This window comes from Paenibacillus sp. FSL H8-0168 (assembly GCF_038592955.1).
Classification (GTDB): domain Bacteria; phylum Bacillota; class Bacilli; order Paenibacillales; family Paenibacillaceae; genus Paenibacillus; species Paenibacillus polymyxa_B.
In genome coordinates this window covers 4,710,097-4,730,108 of record NZ_CP151948.1, presented here as the reverse complement: position 1 = coordinate 4,730,108, position 20,012 = coordinate 4,710,097, and the positions used below count along the sequence as shown (strand labels likewise).

The window sequence follows — 20,012 nt, the reverse complement described above, 5'->3', positions numbered from 1 at the left end:
CATGGCCTTTTTATGAATAGCTTGAGCAGTAATGCAATGGATTTGATCATGAAGGGATATGTGAAATGAGTAAAACAACAGATATACTTCAACAGGAAGTCGACAAACGGCGTACGTTTGCGATTATTTCTCACCCGGATGCGGGTAAAACGACACTGACGGAAAAGCTGCTGCTGTTCGGGGGCGCGATTCGTCTTGCGGGTTCAGTTAAAGCGCGTAAAGCAAGCAAACACGCCACGAGTGACTGGATGGAGATTGAAAAACAGCGGGGGATTTCTGTAACATCCTCAGTAATGCAATTTGATTATAATGGTCACCGCATCAACATTCTGGACACCCCAGGTCACCAGGATTTCAGTGAAGACACGTATCGTACATTAACAGCAGCAGATAGTGCAGTCATGCTGATTGACGTAGCGAAAGGTGTGGAAGCGCAAACGATTAAGCTGTTTCAAGTTTGTGCGAAGCGTGGAATTCCGATTTTCACCTTCATTAACAAACTGGATCGTGAGGGACGCAGTCCTTTTGATTTGATGGAGGAGCTGGAGCAGGTGCTTGGCATCCGTTCGGTGCCTATGAATTGGCCGATTGGTACAGGACGCGAGCTGTGCGGTGTCTATGACCGTGTCAAAAATCAGGTCGAGCTGTTTCAGGGAGATGACCATTCCACGATCAAAGTACAGAAAGTGGAAGATTACAATGATCCGATCATTCGTGAGATGGCGGGCGAATATTTGCATGACCAATTATGCCAAGACTTGGAGTTGCTTGACGTCGCGGGTGACCCTTTTGACATGGAGAAAGTACAGCGCGGAGAATTAACACCTGTATTCTTCGGCAGTGCGATTAATAATTTTGGTGTACAAACATTTTTGGAAAACTTCCTTCAGCTTGCTCCTAAACCGGAGCCGCGCCGTAGTACAGCTGGGGAAATTGAGCCAACAAACGAAAAGTTTACCGGCTATGTATTTAAAATTCAAGCGAACATGAACCCGGCTCACCGTGACCGTATTGCATTTTTGCGTATTGTCTCCGGTAAGTTTCAACGCGGGATGAGTGTTAAGCATGTACGGATGGGTAAGGAAATTAAGCTGTCCCAGCCACAGCAGTTTCTGGCACAGGACCGTGATATTGTCGAGGAGGCTTTTCCTGGCGATATTATAGGATTATTTGACCCGGGTATTTTCCGTATTGGTGATTCACTCAGCCAAGGTAGCGAGGTTGTGTTTGATGAATTGCCGACCTTCTCGCCTGAGATTTTTGCCAAGGTAACGGTGAAAAATGCCTTGAAGCACAAACAGTATCTGAAGGGTATTGATCAGTTGACCGAGGAAGGTATGATTCAGGTGTTCCGTACGGTGAGCTTCGACGATACGCTACTGGGTGTTGTCGGCCAACTACAATTTGAAGTATTTGAGTACCGCATGAAGGGTGAATATGGCGTTGATGTACAGCTTCAGCGTATGCCATTCCAATTTGCACGTTGGATTGTGGATGATCAGATTGACCCAAGCAAGTTCCGTATTAACTCTACGCTGGTAAAGGATAAGAAAGGCAATTATGTCGCCTTGTTCGAAAACGAGTATGCGATGCGTACGGCTATGGAGAAAAATCCGACAGCTAAGTTCTTAGAAATGGCTCCATAAGATTGAATAAGCAGAACAGTTTAATCTCGGTCATTTAGTGTATACCACGAATAGTCCACTCGATGTTAATGCGAGTGGACTATTCTCATTTTCGAATACGGGTAAAATAATGAGCACAATTAAATCGGAACCAATTGTTAAATAGCTAGAGCTAGGTTAAGGGTACGGGTTTGATTTTATCGATTTGTTCATGTGCCAAGTGGACGAAATCGTGCTGCTGGTTTGGACTCATATGCTTCCAAGCAATTTCAAGAATGACACCCAACCCAGGCAAAGCGGCCTCCGGTCCGTCCACTGACCCAATAATCATGTCCGTAAGATCAGCTTCTGATTTGCCGTGTACTTTGTGAACAATTGCTTGTCGTAAATCCATTGTAATGGGCATGTGTACCTCCCGTATGTTGTAGTAGTGGTCGAATGTATTATGGCTTGGGCTGTTGTCCAGTATACATGGAGAAGCATTTGGCATAAGTATGTCAAAATTTATGTTTGTAGCATGATATGCTATACTATGACGGACAGTATGGTGATCGGGAGGTAAAGAAGGAATGGCAAAAAAACAGTATGCGGTCATTGGTATGGGCCGTTTTGGTTCCAGTGTTGCCAGTGCGCTGAGTGAGATGGGTTTTGATGTGCTGGCTATTGACTCGGACGAGCAGCGTACACAGGAAATGTCGAATATTGTGACGCATGCGGTGTCTGCCGACTCGACGGATGAGGAAGCGCTGCGAGCGCTGGGTATCCGTAATTTTGACGTAATCGTAGTTGCGATTGGTGAAGATATACAGGCCAGTATTCTGACGACATTGATTCTCAAGGACATGGGCGTACCCGCTCTTGTGGTCAAGGCACAAAATGAACTGCATGGGAAAGTGCTGCAAAAAATAGGTGCGGATAAAGTCGTTTATCCTGAACGGGATATGGGGTTGCGGGTAGCCCATCATTTGACATCTCCCAACATTTTGGATTATATCGAGCTGTCCAAGGACTACAGTATTTTGGAGATGAGAGCCGCCGATTCCATGATTGGCAAAAACCTGAAAGAGCTAGACATACGTGCACGCTTTGGCTGCAATGTGATGGCGATTCGCAGAAATCAGGAAATGAACATTTCACCTTATGCCGAAGATCGTCTGGAGCCGGGTGATGTGCTGGTCATTGTAGGCCACAAGGATGATCTGACCAAGCTGGAGCTGGCTTTTGCAGCCTAATGAGGCTTGGTGTTAAAGCAAAAGTGATACATCATTTATGTTTAAAGAAAAGGACCAAAGAAACGGAAGGTTAAACGAATGGAAATCATTTCACCGAATAATGCGCGTGTAAAAGAGTGGGCGCAACTGCTGGAGAAAAAGCATCGCACACGGCAGCATAAATATATTGTCGAAGGTATTCATCTGGTGCAGGAAGCGCTGCGTTCGGACGTGCCTGTCGAAACCGTCGCCTATGATTTGGACAAGGGCATTCCCGCTGAGCTGAATGGCCTAGATCAAGCCGACCAGCCGGTGGAATGGGTTCCCGTGTCAGCGGCGGTCATTGCAAAATGCACCGATACGAAGACGCCGCAGTCGGTCTTTGCCATCGTGCGTAAGGAGGAGCGCAGTGCATTCCCGGCATTGCTGGGGCAGCCGGATGCACTGGTGATGGTGCTGGACGGGGTGCAGGACCCCGGCAATGTAGGCACCATCATCCGCAGCGCGGACGCTGCTGGAGCCGCAGGCGTAATATTGGGTCATGGCTGCGCCGACCTGTACAATCCCAAAACGATCCGCTCCACGATGGGATCGTTGTTTCACCTGCCGGTGATTGAAGGCAGCCTGGAGGAGCTTTTACCGCAGGCCAAAAGTAAAGGTGCCCGCTTGCTCAGCACCTCACTGGATGCGAGCTTGTCATGCTATGCCATAGATTTGCGCGCTTCCACTTGGCTTGTAATCGGAAACGAAGGCCAAGGGATTTCTGCTGCTACCGCGCGCATGGTGGATGAGTCGGTATTCATTCCGATGCAGGGGCAAGCGGAATCACTGAACGCAGCTATGGCTTCTACGGTGCTATTATTTGAGACGATGAGACAACGAAACGAAACTTTTAAACTAAAATAATTCCTGTCTATGTGGTTTATAAAATCAAATAAGACTACTTATAACATCTAAATGAGACAAACTATCTACCAGTAAACCCAGTAAGAATGGGGATAAATTGATGGAGGTTTCTTGTTTTTATAGTAAAAAAGGGCAGGATATTTTCTATATGATGTTGTAAGATAAACACTCTCCTGAGGACAACTTAATAACTATATGCCACTGGGTTACAACTCCTCCTGAAGGAACATCTACGCCTGCACCGGGTCTTTCTTCCGCCCTATAGTACCAATCTGAATCCAGTCGAGGGGCTATGGCTGTGGCTTAAATCCAATGTGGCGAATAACGTGTTTTTTTAGAGGTTTTATAAGATTAAGCTTCATGTCGGCCAGTTTATGAAACGAATCAATAAACAACCAATGGAAACAATTAGAATTTTAAATATTTTGAAAGATATTCTTTAAAAAGCTATTTTATTTGAACATCCAAATAGAAAGGTTTTTGGTTATGATATTCATTAACAAAAAAACTATTAATAAGCTAACTGAATCGCATAGAGAACCTAACATGCTTATCTGCTATTCAACTCCTCAAAGCCTTTCGGCTTGGTCAAGTCGGGCTATATTACTCCTAAATAATGATAAAATTATTATCCTTTTCCTCAATCTATTTTCCACTAAAGTAGTACAAAAAGTTGAATTTGAAGTAGCTGATTTACAAGAACAAAAATATCATTCCATATATCTCTCTTCTGCAATATGGTCATTTAACAGTAAAGGACAGCATTGGAGGTTCAAGATAATCAAAAAAATTATTCCTCTTGGCTCTATGCAAAGGGATTTTCTAAATTTCTTGCAACAAAATATTTTAAATTAGCAACTGAGTAGATCACCGATTTCTTCGTTCTTCATGTCTATCGCCACCTTGGGTTGGGTCTTTCTATTGATTACCCAATAGATTGAAGTAATGCTGTTGGTTAGTTAAATGCGTGTTATTATATCAAATGAATTTGACAGGTTCCCAAATCTTTGTTAGAGTTTCAATCAAATACGTATAACCTTTTCATGGGATGTTACCGATAGGGCATAACCTGAATTGGCTTGTTTACACTGTAAGTGTATACAGGCTGGTTTGGGTTTTTTTATTATCTATCATCCATCGGAACCCCTTTTATCACACATTTGGAAGGAGAATGTTTATGTCCAGTTATATTTTTCCTAAAGACTTTTTATGGGGCGGTGCTCTTGCTGCCAATCAGGCTGAGGGTGCTTATTTGGAAGACGGTAAAGGATTGAGTCTGGTAGATTTGCTGCCTACCGGAGAGAAGAGAAGAAACATAATGAAAGGGAATGTTCCTTCGCTGACTCCACTTGAAAGCGAATTCTATCCTTCCCACGAAGCCATTGATTTCTATCATCACTATCGCGAGGATATCGCGCTATTTGCAGAAATGGGATTTAAGGCGCTGCGCGTTTCCATTGCCTGGGCTCGTATTTTTCCAACAGGAGAAGACGCTACTCCAAATGAAGCAGGTTTGCAATTCTACGATGATTTGTTCGACGAGTTACATAAACATGGCATTCAGCCAGTCGTTACCCTCGCTCATTTTGACGTGCCGGTAGATCTGGTCGAGAAATATGGAAGCTGGCGGAGCCGGAAGCTGGTAGGCCTGTTTGAAACCTATGCCAAAACAGTATTCACCCGCTATAAGGATAAAGTGAAATACTGGATGACATTCAACGAGATTAACATGCTTCTCCATTTGCCGTTTCTCGGTGCCGGGCTTGTTTTTCAAGAAGGTGAAAACGTTAAACAAATTCAGTACCAGGCTGCACATCATCAGCTTGTCGCAAGTGCGCTGGCTGTTAAAGCGTGTCACGAGATTATCCCGGATGCCCAGATTGGCTGTATGCTTGCTGCCGGCAGCTTCTATCCGTATACATGTAATCCCGAAGATGTATATCAGGGCATGGAAAAAGACCGCGAGTCCTACTTCTTTATTGATGTACAGTCACGCGGCGAATATCCTGGTTATGCGAAGCGCTTCTTCAAGGACCATGGATTAAACATTGAGATGGAATCAGGCGACGCAGCCATTCTGAAAGATCATACCGTTGACTATATCGGATTCAGCTATTATTCGAGCCGGACGACCAGCACAGACCCGGAAATCGTCAAGAACATGACCAGTGGTAATGTATTTGGCTCCGTGGCCAATCCATATCTGGACAAGTCCGAATGGGGCTGGACGATCGATCCAAAAGGATTCCGCATCACAGCCAACCAATTGCATGACCGTTACCAAAAGCCTCTGTTCGTAGTGGAAAACGGTTTTGGTGCCAATGATGTGGTTTCGCCTGAAGGAGAAGTTAACGACGATTACCGGATCGACTATCTCAAGCGGCATATTGCCGAAATGGGTGAGGCTCTGCAAGACGGAGTCGAAATTATCGGTTACACAAGTTGGGGACCTATTGACATTGTCAGCGCTTCCTCAGGAGAGATGAAAAAACGCTACGGTTATATTTATGTGGACCGTGATAACGAAGGCAACGGTTCGTTGAAACGGATTAAAAAGAAAAGCTTCCACTGGTACAAAAATGTAATTCATTCCGACGGCGAAAATCTGGGCGAATAATCGTACCATAAGAAAATAGGATCGGACGTCCCGGGCCCACGGGGATTTCCGATCTTCGTTTCTTCATTGAAAGCGTTGACAATCGTTCCTCTTCGGGCTATACTTGACGCAATTCCATCATTTTTAGGATTGTTACTGCGTAGCAGGCAAAACCTAAGCCACGAATAAGCGGATGTTACAGTCTTGTTTATTTGGCGTGCTTCGGTTTTTTTCTGTTTACAATAAAGAGGATGGAGCATGTGTGGCTCTTGCTGGCATATGGAACGGGGGATCGAGATGAACATAGCAAAGGTCATTAACAACAATGTAATCAGCGTCTACCAGACGGACGGCACCGAACTCGTGGTGATGGGTCGGGGGATTGCTTTTAAGAAAAAGCCTGGTGACAAAGTAGACGAAACCAGAATTCAGAAGGTATTTGCTCTGAAAAACAAGCAGACGTCCGATAACTTTAAAATGCTGTTGCGTGAGGTACCTCTTGATTTGATTGTGATTGTGGAGGAAGTCATTAATGACGCCAAGCATAATCTGAATAGGAAGCTGAACGAAAATATTTATGTTTCGCTGACTGATCATATCAATTTCGCTGTTGAAAGATACCGGGAAGGATTGGAAATCAAAAACGCGTTATTGTGGGAAGTCAAGCAGCTGTACAAAGAAGAATTCGCGATGGGTCTGAAAACGTTGGAACAAATTAAAAAAAGGCTCGGTATTGAACTGCCTGTGGACGAAGCGGCTTATATTGCGATTCACATCGTGAATGCTGAAATGAACGAGGAAGTCATTACGACCATGAGTATCACGAAGTTTATCCAGCAAATTATCAATATCGCAAAATATCATTTTAAGGTGGAGTTCGACGAGGACTCTCTGAGCTATTTCCGTTTTATTACGCATCTGAAATTTTTCGCCCAGCGCGTATTTAAGGGAAATCACTACGAAAATAACTATGATCATTTGTATGACATGATTAAGGAAAAGCATAAGGAAGCGGCTGCTTGTACAGAGAAAATCGGAGCTTTTGTGCAAAAAGAATACAACCACGAATTGACGAACGAAGAAAAATTGTATCTGACCGTGCATATTGAACGGGTGGTGAACAGATAAATCGAACGTTTTCAACGAAAAAAGACCAAGAATAGACGATTAAAAGTTTTTGTTGACAAATATGGTAGATTGGTTATATTATGAGAGTAACAGGAATTTAATAAGTTTTAACTGGGATTGTTACTGGTTATGCAGGCAAAACCTAAGTCATGAAAAATTGCGGGACTAAAGTGCCACCATTTTTCAAGGCTTAGGTTTTTTGTGTGCCTAAATATGTAAAAAGCCCCTTAGAACATGGAGGTGTCCATCATGAGTTATGAAAAACTGGCCAAAGAAATTGTACACCTGGTAGGTGGCGAAAAAAATGTAGTATCGCTCGTTCACTGCGCCACACGCCTGCGTTTTGTGCTAAAAGATGAGGCAAAAGCGGACAAGGGAAAGTTGGAAAAAACCGACGGAATTATCACTGTGAAGCAGAGCGGTGGTCAGTTCCAGGTTGTAGTCGGCAACAAAGTACCAGAGGTATATAATGCAATCGGCAATGTATCCAATATCTTGAATGAAACTGGAAAAGAAGATCATTCAGCTAAAGGCAACAAAGGATTTGGTGCCGTAATCGACGTAATTTCCAGCATTTTTGCACCTTTGCTCGGAGTTATGGCGGGGTCCGGTATTTTGAAAGGTCTGCTGCTGATTGCGAGTAACCTTGGTTGGTTGCTACCGAAAGACACTACCTATATGATTTTGTATGCTGCGGCCGACAGCTTGTTTTATTTCCTCCCTCTCTTGTTAGCGGTTACAACGGCACGGAAATTTGGAGGTAATATCTTCGTTGCCCTGACCATTGCCGGAGGGTTGCTTTACCCGACCATTGTCACGCTAAAAACGGAAGGTACACCTACGGACTTTTTCGGTATTCCTATTGTTATGATGAGTTATTCATCTACCGTTATTCCGATCATTTTAGCCGTCATCGTCATGAGTAAGCTGGAAAAATGGTGCAATCGAGTGATCCACGAGAGCGTTAAAAACTTTATTACACCTTTGATTCTACTTGTAATTATGCTTCCTCTGACCCTGATGGTCTTTGGTCCAGTCGGGGTGTATGTGGGCAACGCAATCGCTACCGCACTCGTTGCTGCGTTCAGCTTTAGTCCGTTGCTGGCTGGAGCAATCCTTGGTGCTTGCTGGCAGCTGCTCGTTATTTTTGGTGTTCACTGGGGGCTTATACCTGTATTTATTAATAACATTGCTGTCAACGGCCGGGATGGCATTAAGCCCGCTGCTTCGGCTTCCGTCTTTGCTCAAACCGGCGCAGCGTTCGGTGTTATGCTGAAAACGAAAAATAAAAAGCTGAAAACGCTGGCGGGTTCCGCTACACTTACCGCTTTATTCGGCATCACGGAGCCAGCAGTTTATGGGGTTACGTTGCCACTGAAACGTCCGTTTATTGCAGGTATTATCGGCGGCGCCGCCGGTGGTGCCATTATCGGTCAAGCGGGAACGCAAGCATTTGCCTCTGGCGCACCTGGGTTGCTGACCTTACCAATCTTTTACGGACCTGGAGGACAAGGATTCCCGGGATTGATCTTAGGGATTACGGTTTCATTCCTGGTGTCGGCTATTTTGACCTATATTTTAGGATTTGAAGATCCAGTTGAAGAAGAGGAAACTACTAACAATTCGGCTAAAGAATCGACCTCTACAGTTGTTGTTTCTAATGAAGAGGTACTCAGCCCAATTGAAGGAACTGTGGTCGCTTTGTCGGAGGTTCCCGATCCTGCATTTGCTTCGGAAGCTATGGGCAAAGGGATCGCCATCCAACCGACAACGGGCAGAGTCGTGGCCCCGTTCGATGGAACCATCACCGTGGCGTTCAAGAAAAAACATGCGCTTGCAGTTGTTTCGCATCATGGCGCAGAAGTTCTGATTCACGTCGGAGTAGATACGGTCAAGCTGGACGGTAAACATTTTACGTCCCATATCAAAGAAGGCGATCAGGTGAAAGCTGGGGACCTACTGCTCGAGTTTGATGTTGAGCAGATCAGGGCAGAGGGTTATCCTACGATTACGCCAGTTATCATTACGAATTCTTCCGAATATACTGAAGTCCTTCCAATCGCTCAAGGAGAGGTAACGGAGCAGGCCCCACTGTTGAAACTGTCTAGTGCTTTGAATGAGAAAGAAAGCATTGCCTAAATGTCTTAAGGACAAGGCTCTGATGATCCATATTCTCGGATCATCAGAGCTTTTTTGTCGTCATTTTATGTAGCTGGTAAGCCCACTTGTAATTGACAATATGTCAATTAAATTAACTTGTACGGGGGTAAAAACTAATCTATAATTTTTTGTAATTATGCAAATTTTCTGAAAACATAGACTGGAAAATCAATTGATTGATCAGGGGGAAATACAAGGAATGTTAGAGCAGTGGGCAGAGGCAGTAAACGGCGTCATTTGGAGCAATCCTGTGGTATATGTCTGTTTGGGTGTGGGGCTATTATTTTCGATCATGACTCGCTTCCTACAAATCAGGCATTTCAAAGAGATGATCCGCCTAGTATTTAAAGGGAAAAGTTCCGAGGCAGGTGTATCCTCCTTTCAGGCCTTTACGATGGCACTATCGGGGCGTGTAGGGACGGGGAATATTGCTGGGATTGCTTTGGCGGTTGGTATGGGTGGACCTGGGGCGATATTTTGGATGTGGGTCATGGCCTTTATCGGATCGGCTACAGCTTTTGTAGAATCCACACTGGCTCAGGTGTATAAGGTAAAGCGAGATGGTCAGTACCGGGGCGGTCCAGCCTTTTATATTGAAAAAGGGACAGGCTTAAAATGGTTTGCCGTCATTTTTGCGGTTGCTGCGTTGGTCGCGATGTGTTTACTGATGCCGGGAACTCAATCGAACTCCATTGCTGTAGCTTTTCACAGTTCGTTTGGCATGGATATGAAGGTTTCAGGGATTCTAGTAGTCGTGTTGCTGGCGCTTATCATTTTTGGTGGTGTAAAAAGGATTGCCAATGTGGCTCAGGTTGTCATTCCGTTTATGGCACTCGGTTACATCCTCGTCTCTTTCTACATTATGATGACGAACATTACTGCACTTCCCGATGTATTTTCGCTAATCTTTCGTAGTGCCTTTGGCGTGGATTCTGTGTTCGGCGGTATGGCAGGGACGGCGATTGCTTGGGGTGTAAAGCGGGGGATTTATTCCAACGAAGCCGGACAAGGCTCTGGTGCGCATCCGGCAGCCGCTGCGGAAGTATCTCATCCGGCGAAGCAGGGGCTGGTCCAGGCATTTTCCGTGTACGTAGATACCTTTTTGGTCTGTACGTCTACGGCTTTTATGGTTCTGTTCACAGGTATGTATAACGTGAAGGGACCCGGTGGCGACTTTATTGTGCACAATCTTCCCGGTGTTGAAGAGGGGACCCAGTATACACAGGCTGCTATTGAGTCAGTATTTCCGGGCTTCGGCTCCAGTCTGCTGGCAATTACATTGTTCTTTTTCGCGTTTACAACCATTATCTCTTATTATTACATCGCAGAAACAAATATGGCCTATCTGGTTGCAGATTATAAAGCAAAATGGCCCATGTTCGTCCTAAAGCTGGTTATTCTGGGTTCGACGTTCTACGGAACGGCGGTCAAGGAATCGGCTCTGGCGTGGACACTGGGGGATATGGGCGTCGGTATTATGCTCTGGGTGAATCTAATCGCCATGATTCTGCTGGCCAAACCTGCTTTCCGCGTGCTTAAGGATTACGAACGGCAGCGAAAGCAAGGGCTAGATCCGGTGTTCAACCCGGAGAAAGCAGGTATTTCAAATGCGGAGTATTGGTCAAAGGAATATCAGCCTCCTGCAGATGAGTTGACGATCACCGCTGAACCGAGCAAACTTCAAGCCTAAGTAATGATAGCTAAGTAAGATCAAAGGTGACTCCGCGGGGAGTCATCTTTTTTTCGTTATCTTGCCTTTACATTCCAAGAAGGGTACATATGTTCACTATTTAGTCTATAATTTAGACAGAAGGATTTTGAATAGTCCTGCCATGGATATGTGGGGAGGCCACATTTGCATCAGAGAGGTGATTTGAATGAGAACATCCGATTTATCCATAACTGACGACAAGTGGAGCGCTATTGTAGAAAACGACAAGTCTTATGATGGGGTATTTTTGTACGCTGTGAAGACAACGGGAATATTTTGTCGCCCCTCCTGCAAATCCCGTCCTCCCAAAAGAGAAAACATCCGTATATTTAAAACAGCAGAGCAGGCATTGGCCGAGCATTTCCGTCCATGCAAAAGATGCAAACCGACAGGACAACGATTGCCTGATCATGAATGGATCGCACTGGTTACAGAATACGTGAATTCTAACTATATGAAGGACTTAACATTGCACATCCTGGCTGAAATAAGCCATGGAAGTCCGTATCATTTACATCGTACCTTCAAGCGGATCATGCATCTAACTCCGATGGAATATATACAGCAGACCAGGTTGGAACAAGCGAAGAAGCTGCTCATTTGCTCAGATATATCTGTTGCGGAAGTGGGGGAGAACGTAGGTCTGTCCAATACACCTTACTTTATTACGTTATTTAAAAAGAATACAGGCTACTCCCCATTGCAATATCGCCAATTCAAATTGAAAGCAACACAAAATGGAGGTACACAGCATGGCACAGCAAATAAATAAAACGATCTATTGGTCATTGTTGACACATGAGGATTGGAATTTATATATTGCAGCTACATCGGAAGGACTATGTTATGTAGGTTCGCCCAATCAACCTGTAGAGGAATTGTTTTCATGGGCGGGAAGACGATTTCCCGGCAGTCCTTTAGTTGAAGAGGATGCTGCTTTACAGTCCTATGCCAAGGAGTTGATTGAATATTTCCAAGGGAAGCGCGCCCAATTTACATTGCCCTTTGATTTTCATGGGACTGCGTTCCAGATGGCGGTTTGGAATGCGTTGTGTGATATTCCGTATGGGGAAACACTATCCTATTCAGACATTGCCAACGCTATTCAAAAGCCAGCCTCTGTTCGTGCGGTGGGGGCTGCCATCGGTGCTAATCCGATTTTGGTCACGGTCCCTTGTCATCGGGTCATCGGTAAAAATGGAGCTCTGACCGGATATCGTGGTGGTTTGGACATGAAGGTGAAGCTTTTGCAGCTCGAAAAGGAAAGTGTGGCATCGGTTCAGTATGAAAAATGAGTATTACAAATCCCCCAAGACTCTTCTGAATAAAGGGACCGGCTTCTTGTCAGGGTATACACATTCGTTGAACCCGTATACAGGTTGTACCTTTGGTTGCTCGTATTGCTATGTACGCCAATTGCCAGTCTCCACATTTCGGAAGGAAGCGTGGGGGACATGGGTTGATATTAAAAATCAGGCGGCAGATATTCTTCGCAAGGAGCTTCGTAGAGCCAAATCCAAAGGTAAAGTCACGATTTTCATGTCGTCAAGCACAGATCCTTATCAGCCTGCCGAGTATAAGGAAGAGGTGACCCGGTCTCTGCTGGAGGTGATGGTGGAGGATCCACCGGATTTTCTCTTTTTACAGACGCGCAGTCCACTGGTACGGCGGGATACTGATTTACTGCTCCGATTGGGGGATCGTGTTCGTGTGAGTATGACTGTAGAAACAGATCGTGAAGATATACGCAAACATTTTACCCCGGAAGCTCCTCCCATCCAGGCTCGTCTCCAAACGCTGCATCTTTTAAAGGAGGCAGGTGTATCGACGCAAGCTACGATTGCTCCGATGCTTCCAAGCAGTGAACATTTTGCAGACAAGCTTTTGCCTCTGGTCAACCGTGTCTGTATTGATGATTATTTTATGGGAGATGGCAGTGGGGGGAGACGAACGCGTAGCTTAAAAATAGGCGCGCTGTACGAGTCATTGGGGCTGGAAGAATGGTATCATCCTGCTGCCTATAAGACGGTTTATGAACGTTTTCTCCATGTTTTCCCGAAAGAACAACTCTACGTGAGCAAAGAAGGATTCGAACCTTGATGCAACAGCAGTCTATGCCATTGAATCATGAGTGACCATATAAGGGGGCAGCGGGAGAACGAATGCAAACCGTAATGACCAAAAACTTTGATTATGGGGAAAAGGAAATCAATTATCTAAAAAACGTAGACACCGTACTTGGTGCAGCGATGGCGCAAATGGGCAAGGTAGAACGGGTAATCATTCCCGACCTGTTTGCGGCGCTCGTTCATGCGATTGTGGGACAGCTTATATCGGCCAAGGCGGTTCAGACCATATGGGCAAGGATGCAGGAGAAGTTAGGCGTGATCACTCCACAAAATATAGCCGTTCAGACGGCTTTAGATATTCAAAGCTGTGGCATCACCATGAAAAAGGCCACATGTATCCTTAATATAGCCCAAACGATCGAGCAGGGCTTATTGGACTTACAGGAATTATATGAGCTTTCCGATACACAGGTAATCCAGAAATTGTCCTCACTGCAAGGGATAGGTCCTTGGACGGCTGAAATGATGCTGATTAATTGCATGGAGCGTCCGGACGTCGTCAGTTGGGGCGATATGGCTATTCGACGGGGAATGATGAAGCTGTACCATCTGGATACATTGACCAAGCAGCAATTTGAGGAGTACCGCCGAGTCTATTCGCCTTATGGCTCGGTGGCCTCTATTTATTTGTGGAGTATTTCATTTCGTTAAGAATCAGGGAGTGGAAACGATGGAGAAAACAATCAGAGAACAGATACTGTCATATGTGGATGCGGATTTTCAGAAATTCACGGCTGCATTGCTTCCGACGATTAATAATGTGCTGGGTGTACGCCTGCCAGTGTTGCGTAAGCTAGCTCAAGATATTGCCAAAGGGGATTGGCGTCTCTATCTGGAGACTGCTGAAAGTGAGCACTTCGAAGAAGTCATGCTGCAAGGCATGGTGATTGGTTCTGTAAAAACGGATATAGAGGAAGTTTTGAGTTATACCGCCAAGTTTGTTCCTAAAATTGATAATTGGTCCGTATGTGATAGTTTCTGTGCCGGATTGAAAATCACAAAACATCATAAAGAACGGGTGTGGGAGTTTATTCAGCCCTATCTATTCTCCAAGAAAGAATATGAAATTCGGTTTGGTGTAGTTATGCTTCTGAATTTTTATATTGAGGAACAGTATATGAACCAGGTGTTTATTTTACTGGATCAGACCCATCGTGAGGATTATTATGTACAAATGGCGGTAGCATGGGCGATATCGATCTGTTATATCAAGCTACCTGAGGTAACCATGGCGTATTTAAGTCATAATACATTGGATGATTTCACCTTCAACAAAGCACTGCAAAAAATCACGGAATCATATCGGGTGGATCAGGCAACGAAAACGACCATTCGCGGTATGAAGCGAAAAAGAAAATAGGATAGGGCTCAGCAGCCAGGTACGCACTTTGCTTTTTTTGGAATCTAATAATAAAATGGAAGTAACTTTCGAAAAGGAGATGACGTGAATTGGCAGAGCAAGTGCGTATTGGAAAAACAGATCTATATGTAAAACCAATCGGTTTGGGTGCAAATAAGGTGGGAGGACATAATCTCTTTTCCGGTTTGAATGATGAAACGGGTAAAGAAGTTGTTCGCACAGCTTTGGACAACGGCATCAATTTTCTGGATACCGCTTTTATTTATGGACCTGAGCACTCAGAGCGGTTGATCGGTGAGGTGCTGAAGGAGCGGGGCCAACGTGAGGAAGCGGTCATTGCGACCAAGGGGGCACACAAATTTGTGAACGGAGAGGTTGTTTTTGACAACTCGCCTGCTTTTTTACGTGAATCCGTCGAATCCAGTCTGAAAAGATTACAGACCGATTATATCGATCTGTTCTATATCCATTTCCCCGATGAAGCTACGCCGAAGGCAGAAGCAGTCGGAGAACTGAAGAAGCTCAAGGACGAAGGCAAAATCAAGGCTATTGGCGTATCTAACTTTTCCATTGAACAACTTAAGGATGCGAATAGCGACGGTTATGTAGATGTGCTTCAATCCCAATATAATTTGTTTCAACGGGAAGCTGAGAAGGATCTGCTGCCTTATACCAAGGAAAATGGGATTTCGTTTGTACCTTATTTCCCGCTAGCTTCGGGACTGCTGGGTGGTAAGTATACAAAAGACATGACCTTCACGGACATCAGAGCGAAAAATCCATTGTTTCAGGGAGATGCATTTGCTCGTAACTTGGACAAAGTGGAGCAGGTACGGGAGATTGCCAATGCGTTGAATGCAGAGGTTGCTCATGTTGTGCTCGCATGGTATTTGACCCGCGATTCAATTGATGCCCTCATTCCAGGGGCGAAGGGGCCGGAGCAGGTGCTGGCGAATCTGAAAACGTTGAATGTCCAACTGAGTCAGGCTGATATCGAGAAGATTGACCACATTTTCAAATAATGAGTACACCTTATATTTGCAATTATATATGTATTCCATCTAGAGAAGCTGCCGGACGGGCGGCTTCTTTTTCGTGCACCCCTCGCATATCCTTGTAGGGTAAGTTCAACGCTGCGGGGGGATCAGAATGAATAGAAAACCGCAATGGCACAGCAGACCCAACAAAAGGCGACGCGGCAGACGCAGGATGTCGCTCATTGTGGTACTGGCGCTGCTGGTAGGAATCATACAGGTGGCTGCTTATGTGGAGCAGCATTTGAAGCCGCCCATGATGCACCTGGCAAAAGTACGGGTCAAACAAATGGCGACGGAGGCTATTAATTCAGCAATTACAGCACAGGTCGAACAGGGGAAGACGGCTGATAATCTGATCGAATGGAGAACGGATGCACAAGGAAGAACCTCCGGCTTTATTCTGAATTATGCGGAGCATATGAGAATTACGTCAGACACACTCAAAGCAGTCAAGGCAACGATGGACAGCATGAGCCATTTTGATGAGAGCGTTCCGATTGGTCAGGCATTGGGCAGTCCGTTGTTGGCAGCTTATGGACCAACGGTCCCCCTAAAGGTGGAGCCGCATGGAGCGATCAAGGTGGATTTAAATACGCGTCAACAGGATGCGGGCATAAACATGATCTTGGTGGAAGTGTACATTCGGATTACGACGGAAGTGTCCGTGGTTATACCGTTTGAGATGCAACCTCAGATTGTGGAGACGGAAATCCCCGTTTCTTATTTGCTGGTGGTGGGCAACGTTCCGATGTACTACTATGACAATCAGGGGAAACCAGTGGGTAAAAATGGTGCAGCTGCTCCGCAGTTGGCGTTGCCTCCCCATTCCATAGAGAGTAACGGCGCTATAGATTCCAGCATAGTAAGTGTCCCAGAGGTACAGGAAAACCCAAACTCTTCTAGTCAGCCCCCAACGCCATAGAGCAGAGTGGAGTGACGTGAGTTGCTCAGGAAAAATAAAAGGCACCCTATGATGAAGTGCACCCTGTCAAGTAGACAGACCAAAAAACAAAAGTGTTCAATCCTCTCGGTTATCAAAGCCGAGGGGATTGTTTTTTGTCGTTAAGCTGTTCCTCGATATTCGTTAGGGGATAAACCGTTTAGTCGTTCGATGTACCGATCATTATTGTAATAGCGCATATAGGTTTTTACACTCTGCAGAAGATCATCGTACGTGTCATACTTCTCCAGATAATAGCTTTCTGCTTTAAAGGTACCCCAGAATCGTTCAATGGGTTGGTTATTCAGGCATCGGCTTACACGAGACATACTCTTCTTAAATTTGTATCTCTTTTGAAGTCGTTTATATTCAACCGAAGTATACTGAAAGCCTAGATCACTGTGCAAAAGCGGCTTAGTACCTCGGTTTCTTCTGCACGCTTTCTTTACGGTATCCATAACAAGCTCATTGTTATTGGAATGGCTTAAAACCCACGAAATAATCGAGTTGTCATATCCATCAATAATGGCACTCAGGTAGGCCTTACGACCATTCCCGTACTTCAGTTCGGTCACATCAGTGCACCACTTTTGATTTGGAGCATCCGCCTTAAATTCTCGGTTCATGACATTCTCAGCGATATGAAGGGCTGGAGCTTTCACGTAATTTGGCCGCTTTTTTCGAATGACTGCCTTGAGTTCAAGTGCGCGCATGATACGGTAATACCGTTTGCGGTTGTAGTTCTTTTTCAGCATGTAGCTCTTGAATTGCTTGATAGATGTCGCCGAGCTAAGGTTAGCGTGTATTTCTTCGCCGGATCTCTGCCAACTTTTTTGCAAGTGCTTTCTCCATTTCAAGGTACTCATTACGCGCTTCGAGTTCCTTAATCCGAAGCTTTAGTCGTTCCTGCTCATCTAGCTCCTCTAGTGGCTTTTTACACCCTCGATGATCTTGTAAGGCTTCCTGACCACTAGCTTTATATTTACGAACCCATGCGTAAACCTGCTGGTAAGAGACACCGTATTTGTCGATCGCCTTCTGGTAATCTAAATCATTGGCGATAGTGAATTGTACAATTTCGATCCGTTCTTCGTATGTCGTTTTCCGTCCTTTAGTCAAAAGAGGGGCTTCTATCCTTTTCCGAGTTGGATTCATATTGCAGGCAGCGCCTTACGGCCCTTAGCTTTATTTCAGATGAAATTGGGCTTCTTTTGGACATTACAAAAACTCCCATCATGGTAGAAGTAGAGTTTTGTTTTTCTACTGTCGACTTTGATGGGAGCATATCATTCGAGCAGCCTCATCGGATATTTGAAAAGCCTGCTCTTGGGAAATACTGAAATCGAGCAGCAACATTTTGGGCCATAGCACCTGCCCGGCAATTACCGCCATAAATTCGTGGGCTGTTTTTGCCGCGTCTGGCAGGTTTAGATTACCCAATTGAACTTCATCTAATAAATATTGTGTCAATTTCTGATGGACAGCGCCTTCTCCCAATTGATAATGGAGAAGACTGAGCTGGGGGAACTGCGTGGCCTCTGCAATGACGACTCGAAACAAAGGGGCCATTCCATCACGTGTCAGCACGCAGGCGTAGTTTCGTCCGTGCGTTGTTAATCCTTGCAGGGGAGAACCGGGAACCGGTGGATCGGCCCATTCGGGATCAAGCTCCCAAAAATGCTTGACGATGGTTTCGAAGATCAATTCCTTGGTTGGGAAATGATTGAATAGTGTTCCGGTGGAGAGCCCGGCCCGCTTGGCAATCTGAGCTAAAGTGGTGCGTGCATACCCTTGTTCAAAAAAAAGTTCGGTTGCTGCGGCAATCGTACAAGCCTTTTTTTCTTCCTTTATACGTTCATGGTAAGTTGATTTCGTTCCCATAGCGCCACTCCAAAGTTGGATTTTTGTAGTCCTGTTCAGAGGGGGAATACCCTCTGTACTACTATAAAACATAGGACCGTGTTTTAAAAGAAAAAACTGCCCAAGGCCCCGATGGGCTTAGGCAGCAGGGAGTACACATTAGAGAATGGTTTGAGCGCCATCCAGAAGCAAATCAACGCCAATGGTGAACCGTGACTCATCTGAAGCCAAATAGACAACGGCTTTGGCAATCTCTTCGGCTGTTCCCATGCGTCCGGCTGGAATACCGGCACGTATGCCGTCAATAATTTTCTCGTGAATTTCGGCAGACACGCCAAGTTTGTCGTAAAGCGGTGTATCAATCGGTCCAGGGCTCACAGTATTGAAGCGAATTCCGTGAGACGACAATAAGTCGGAGTTCCAGGCTTTGGTCAGGGTGGAAATGGCACCTTTAGTAGCCGCGTAAGCATTAGAAGTTGCATATCCGGCATGCGAGCTACTCGATCCCATTAGGACGACAGAGGACGGGTTCGCCATCACAGGAACCAGGGCCTGCATCAAGAAAAATGGAGCTTTTACGTTGATGTCAAACAAGCGGTCAAAGCTATCCTCATCGATTTGGTCGAATGGACGCCAGTGGGATACACCTGCGTTTAAAAAGGCAATATCCAGCTTGCCGAAATGTTGTTCAACACGTTCAGCCAGTTGACGTTGGGCGTTGAGGTCTCGGGAATCTGCCTGAAGCACAAGGACTTGATTTCCCAGTTCCTTTTGCGTTTTTTCTACATTTGCCGGGGTTACTCCGGTGACAATCAATTGAGCGCCTTCAGCAAGAAATTGCTTGGCCGTTTCCAAGCCAATTCCGCTGGTGCCGCCCGTGATAAGTGCCCGTTTACCATTAAGTCTGTTCATGTCAAAACCTCCAGTGCAAGATACTTACGAGGATAAGTATAAGGTGATAATAATCCTAAGTCAAGTGACTCAATTTAGTTACTGTTGTTCGTCTGAGATAATGTCACTATGGGACAGGAGACAGTGACATTGACGAACGCAGTGATGAAGAAGGTATTGGTTGTAGAGAAAGTGTTGGATGGACAACTGACGAACGAGAAGGAGCAGCCCTGCTGGGGCTCTCAGTTAAACAGGTTCAACGTTTGAAGAATCGTTATCAAGTAGGAGGAGCTGGGGGGGATTTTCCATCGCAAAGAAACAACGAAAGAGACTGTTGTCTGCGAGAGTGTAGTTGGGCGTACAATCGAATTAGGGTAAATCTATAAGTAGCTGTCATCGTATAACGGATCTTATTGCCTACGTAGCCGAGGATATTAGAGCTTTTGTCCAAGACTACG

The 20,012-nt window shown here is 45.3% G+C and carries 19 protein-coding genes and 1 pseudogene; 15 read left to right on the top strand and 5 right to left on the bottom strand.

Features of this window, described 5'->3' with window-relative positions; genetic code table 11:
* Nucleotides 1-65 precede the first annotated feature (65 nt).
* Nucleotides 66-1,646 (top strand): peptide chain release factor 3, encoded by a 1,581-nt coding sequence (locus tag MHI21_RS20955; RefSeq protein WP_013311888.1) that lies wholly within the window; start codon nt 66-68, stop codon nt 1,644-1,646.
* A 151-nt stretch (nt 1,647-1,797) separates the two neighbouring features.
* Here the strand turns inward: MHI21_RS20955 and MHI21_RS20950 are convergent, their stop codons facing one another.
* Nucleotides 1,798-2,031: a small acid-soluble spore protein SspI gene (locus MHI21_RS20950; protein WP_016819939.1), complete on the bottom strand. Its 234-nt coding sequence runs from the start codon at nt 2,029-2,031 to the stop codon at nt 1,798-1,800.
* Between the two features lie 160 nt (nt 2,032-2,191).
* Between MHI21_RS20950 and MHI21_RS20945 the strand changes: the two are divergent.
* The 14 genes and pseudogenes from MHI21_RS20945 to yunB all read left to right on the top strand — a co-directional run.
* A pseudogene (locus tag MHI21_RS20945) lies at nt 2,192-2,857 on the top strand (TrkA family potassium uptake protein); the annotation flags it as partial.
* A gap of 78 nt (nt 2,858-2,935) precedes the next feature.
* On the top strand, nt 2,936-3,742 hold the full coding sequence (locus MHI21_RS20940; RefSeq protein WP_342418854.1) for an RNA methyltransferase: 807 nt from the start codon (nt 2,936-2,938) through the stop codon (nt 3,740-3,742).
* A gap of 218 nt (nt 3,743-3,960) precedes the next feature.
* On the top strand, nt 3,961-4,080 hold the full coding sequence (locus tag MHI21_RS20935; protein WP_165179240.1) for a transposase: 120 nt from the start codon (nt 3,961-3,963) through the stop codon (nt 4,078-4,080).
* Nucleotides 4,081-4,919: 839 nt separating this feature from the next.
* Nucleotides 4,920-6,359, top strand: a complete 1,440-nt coding sequence (locus MHI21_RS20930) for a 6-phospho-beta-glucosidase (RefSeq protein ID WP_341163147.1) — start codon at nt 4,920-4,922, stop codon at nt 6,357-6,359.
* A gap of 276 nt (nt 6,360-6,635) precedes the next feature.
* The gene (locus MHI21_RS20925; protein ID WP_342418853.1) at nt 6,636-7,466 is read left to right on the top strand and encodes a PRD domain-containing protein; all 831 of its coding nucleotides are present in this window, start codon (nt 6,636-6,638) and stop codon (nt 7,464-7,466) included.
* A 249-nt stretch (nt 7,467-7,715) separates the two neighbouring features.
* Nucleotides 7,716-9,605, top strand: a complete 1,890-nt coding sequence (locus MHI21_RS20920; RefSeq protein ID WP_209949699.1) for a beta-glucoside-specific PTS transporter subunit IIABC — start codon at nt 7,716-7,718, stop codon at nt 9,603-9,605.
* Nucleotides 9,606-9,825: 220 nt separating this feature from the next.
* Nucleotides 9,826-11,316, top strand: a complete 1,491-nt coding sequence (locus MHI21_RS20915; RefSeq protein ID WP_341163148.1) for an alanine/glycine:cation symporter family protein — start codon at nt 9,826-9,828, stop codon at nt 11,314-11,316.
* Between the two features lie 187 nt (nt 11,317-11,503).
* Complete coding sequence (locus tag MHI21_RS20910) at nt 11,504-12,109, top strand: bifunctional transcriptional activator/DNA repair enzyme AdaA (protein ID WP_341163149.1); 606 nt, start codon at nt 11,504-11,506, stop codon at nt 12,107-12,109.
* On the top strand, nt 12,090-12,632 hold the full coding sequence (locus MHI21_RS20905; protein ID WP_342418852.1) for a methylated-DNA--[protein]-cysteine S-methyltransferase: 543 nt from the start codon (nt 12,090-12,092) through the stop codon (nt 12,630-12,632). The genes MHI21_RS20910 and MHI21_RS20905 overlap by 20 nt, the downstream gene beginning before the upstream one ends.
* Nucleotides 12,622-13,437, top strand: a complete 816-nt coding sequence (locus tag MHI21_RS20900) for a radical SAM protein (RefSeq protein ID WP_342418851.1) — start codon at nt 12,622-12,624, stop codon at nt 13,435-13,437. Before MHI21_RS20905 ends, MHI21_RS20900 begins: the two co-directional genes overlap by 11 nt.
* Nucleotides 13,438-13,499: 62 nt before the next feature.
* Nucleotides 13,500-14,117, top strand: a complete 618-nt coding sequence (locus MHI21_RS20895) for a DNA-3-methyladenine glycosylase 2 family protein (protein ID WP_342418850.1) — start codon at nt 13,500-13,502, stop codon at nt 14,115-14,117.
* 19 nt (nt 14,118-14,136) lie between these two features.
* A complete protein-coding gene (locus tag MHI21_RS20890; RefSeq protein ID WP_342418849.1) occupies nt 14,137-14,826 on the top strand; it encodes a DNA alkylation repair protein in 690 nt (229 codons plus the stop codon).
* 89 nt (nt 14,827-14,915) lie between these two features.
* Complete coding sequence (locus MHI21_RS20885; protein WP_068941908.1) at nt 14,916-15,848, top strand: aldo/keto reductase; 933 nt, start codon at nt 14,916-14,918, stop codon at nt 15,846-15,848.
* Between the two features lie 187 nt (nt 15,849-16,035).
* Nucleotides 16,036-16,785, top strand: coding sequence for a sporulation protein YunB (gene yunB / locus MHI21_RS20880; RefSeq protein WP_342420231.1), 750 nt, complete (start codon nt 16,036-16,038; stop codon nt 16,783-16,785).
* A gap of 140 nt (nt 16,786-16,925) precedes the next feature.
* Here yunB and MHI21_RS20875 read toward each other — a convergent pair whose 3' ends face one another.
* The 4 genes from MHI21_RS20875 to MHI21_RS20860 all read right to left on the bottom strand — a co-directional run bounded on the left by MHI21_RS20875 (nt 16,926) and on the right by MHI21_RS20860 (nt 19,575).
* Nucleotides 16,926-17,642: an IS3 family transposase gene (locus MHI21_RS20875; protein WP_342418848.1), complete on the bottom strand. Its 717-nt coding sequence runs from the start codon at nt 17,640-17,642 to the stop codon at nt 16,926-16,928.
* The gene (locus MHI21_RS20870) at nt 17,599-17,922 is read right to left on the bottom strand and encodes a helix-turn-helix domain-containing protein (RefSeq protein WP_342418847.1); all 324 of its coding nucleotides are present in this window, start codon (nt 17,920-17,922) and stop codon (nt 17,599-17,601) included. The genes MHI21_RS20875 and MHI21_RS20870 overlap by 44 nt, the downstream gene beginning before the upstream one ends.
* Nucleotides 17,923-18,063: 141 nt before the next feature.
* Nucleotides 18,064-18,684, bottom strand: coding sequence for a TetR/AcrR family transcriptional regulator (locus MHI21_RS20865; protein ID WP_341163155.1), 621 nt, complete (start codon nt 18,682-18,684; stop codon nt 18,064-18,066).
* A gap of 138 nt (nt 18,685-18,822) precedes the next feature.
* Nucleotides 18,823-19,575 (bottom strand): SDR family oxidoreductase, encoded by a 753-nt coding sequence (locus MHI21_RS20860; RefSeq protein ID WP_341163156.1) that lies wholly within the window; start codon nt 19,573-19,575, stop codon nt 18,823-18,825.
* Nucleotides 19,576-20,012: the final 437 nt, after the last annotated feature.

Coding starts and splice junctions, on each gene's coding strand:
- MHI21_RS20905 (WP_342418852.1), top strand. CDS start 12,090: ATGGCACAGCAAATAAATAAAACGATCTATTGGTCATTGTTGACACAT.
- MHI21_RS20915 (WP_341163148.1), top strand. CDS start 9,826: ATGTTAGAGCAGTGGGCAGAGGCAGTAAACGGCGTCATTTGGAGCAAT.
- yunB (WP_342420231.1), top strand. CDS start 16,036: ATGTCGCTCATTGTGGTACTGGCGCTGCTGGTAGGAATCATACAGGTG.
- MHI21_RS20955 (WP_013311888.1), top strand. CDS start 66: ATGAGTAAAACAACAGATATACTTCAACAGGAAGTCGACAAACGGCGT.
- MHI21_RS20900 (WP_342418851.1), top strand. CDS start 12,622: ATGAAAAATGAGTATTACAAATCCCCCAAGACTCTTCTGAATAAAGGG.
- MHI21_RS20910 (WP_341163149.1), top strand. CDS start 11,504: ATGAGAACATCCGATTTATCCATAACTGACGACAAGTGGAGCGCTATT.
- MHI21_RS20895 (WP_342418850.1), top strand. CDS start 13,500: ATGCAAACCGTAATGACCAAAAACTTTGATTATGGGGAAAAGGAAATC.
- MHI21_RS20925 (WP_342418853.1), top strand. CDS start 6,636: ATGAACATAGCAAAGGTCATTAACAACAATGTAATCAGCGTCTACCAG.
- MHI21_RS20930 (WP_341163147.1), top strand. CDS start 4,920: ATGTCCAGTTATATTTTTCCTAAAGACTTTTTATGGGGCGGTGCTCTT.
- MHI21_RS20860 (WP_341163156.1), bottom strand. CDS start 19,575: ATGAACAGACTTAATGGTAAACGGGCACTTATCACGGGCGGCACCAGC.
- MHI21_RS20940 (WP_342418854.1), top strand. CDS start 2,936: ATGGAAATCATTTCACCGAATAATGCGCGTGTAAAAGAGTGGGCGCAA.
- MHI21_RS20865 (WP_341163155.1), bottom strand. CDS start 18,684: ATGGGAACGAAATCAACTTACCATGAACGTATAAAGGAAGAAAAAAAG.
- MHI21_RS20890 (WP_342418849.1), top strand. CDS start 14,137: ATGGAGAAAACAATCAGAGAACAGATACTGTCATATGTGGATGCGGAT.
- MHI21_RS20920 (WP_209949699.1), top strand. CDS start 7,716: ATGAGTTATGAAAAACTGGCCAAAGAAATTGTACACCTGGTAGGTGGC.
- MHI21_RS20950 (WP_016819939.1), bottom strand. CDS start 2,031: ATGCCCATTACAATGGATTTACGACAAGCAATTGTTCACAAAGTACAC.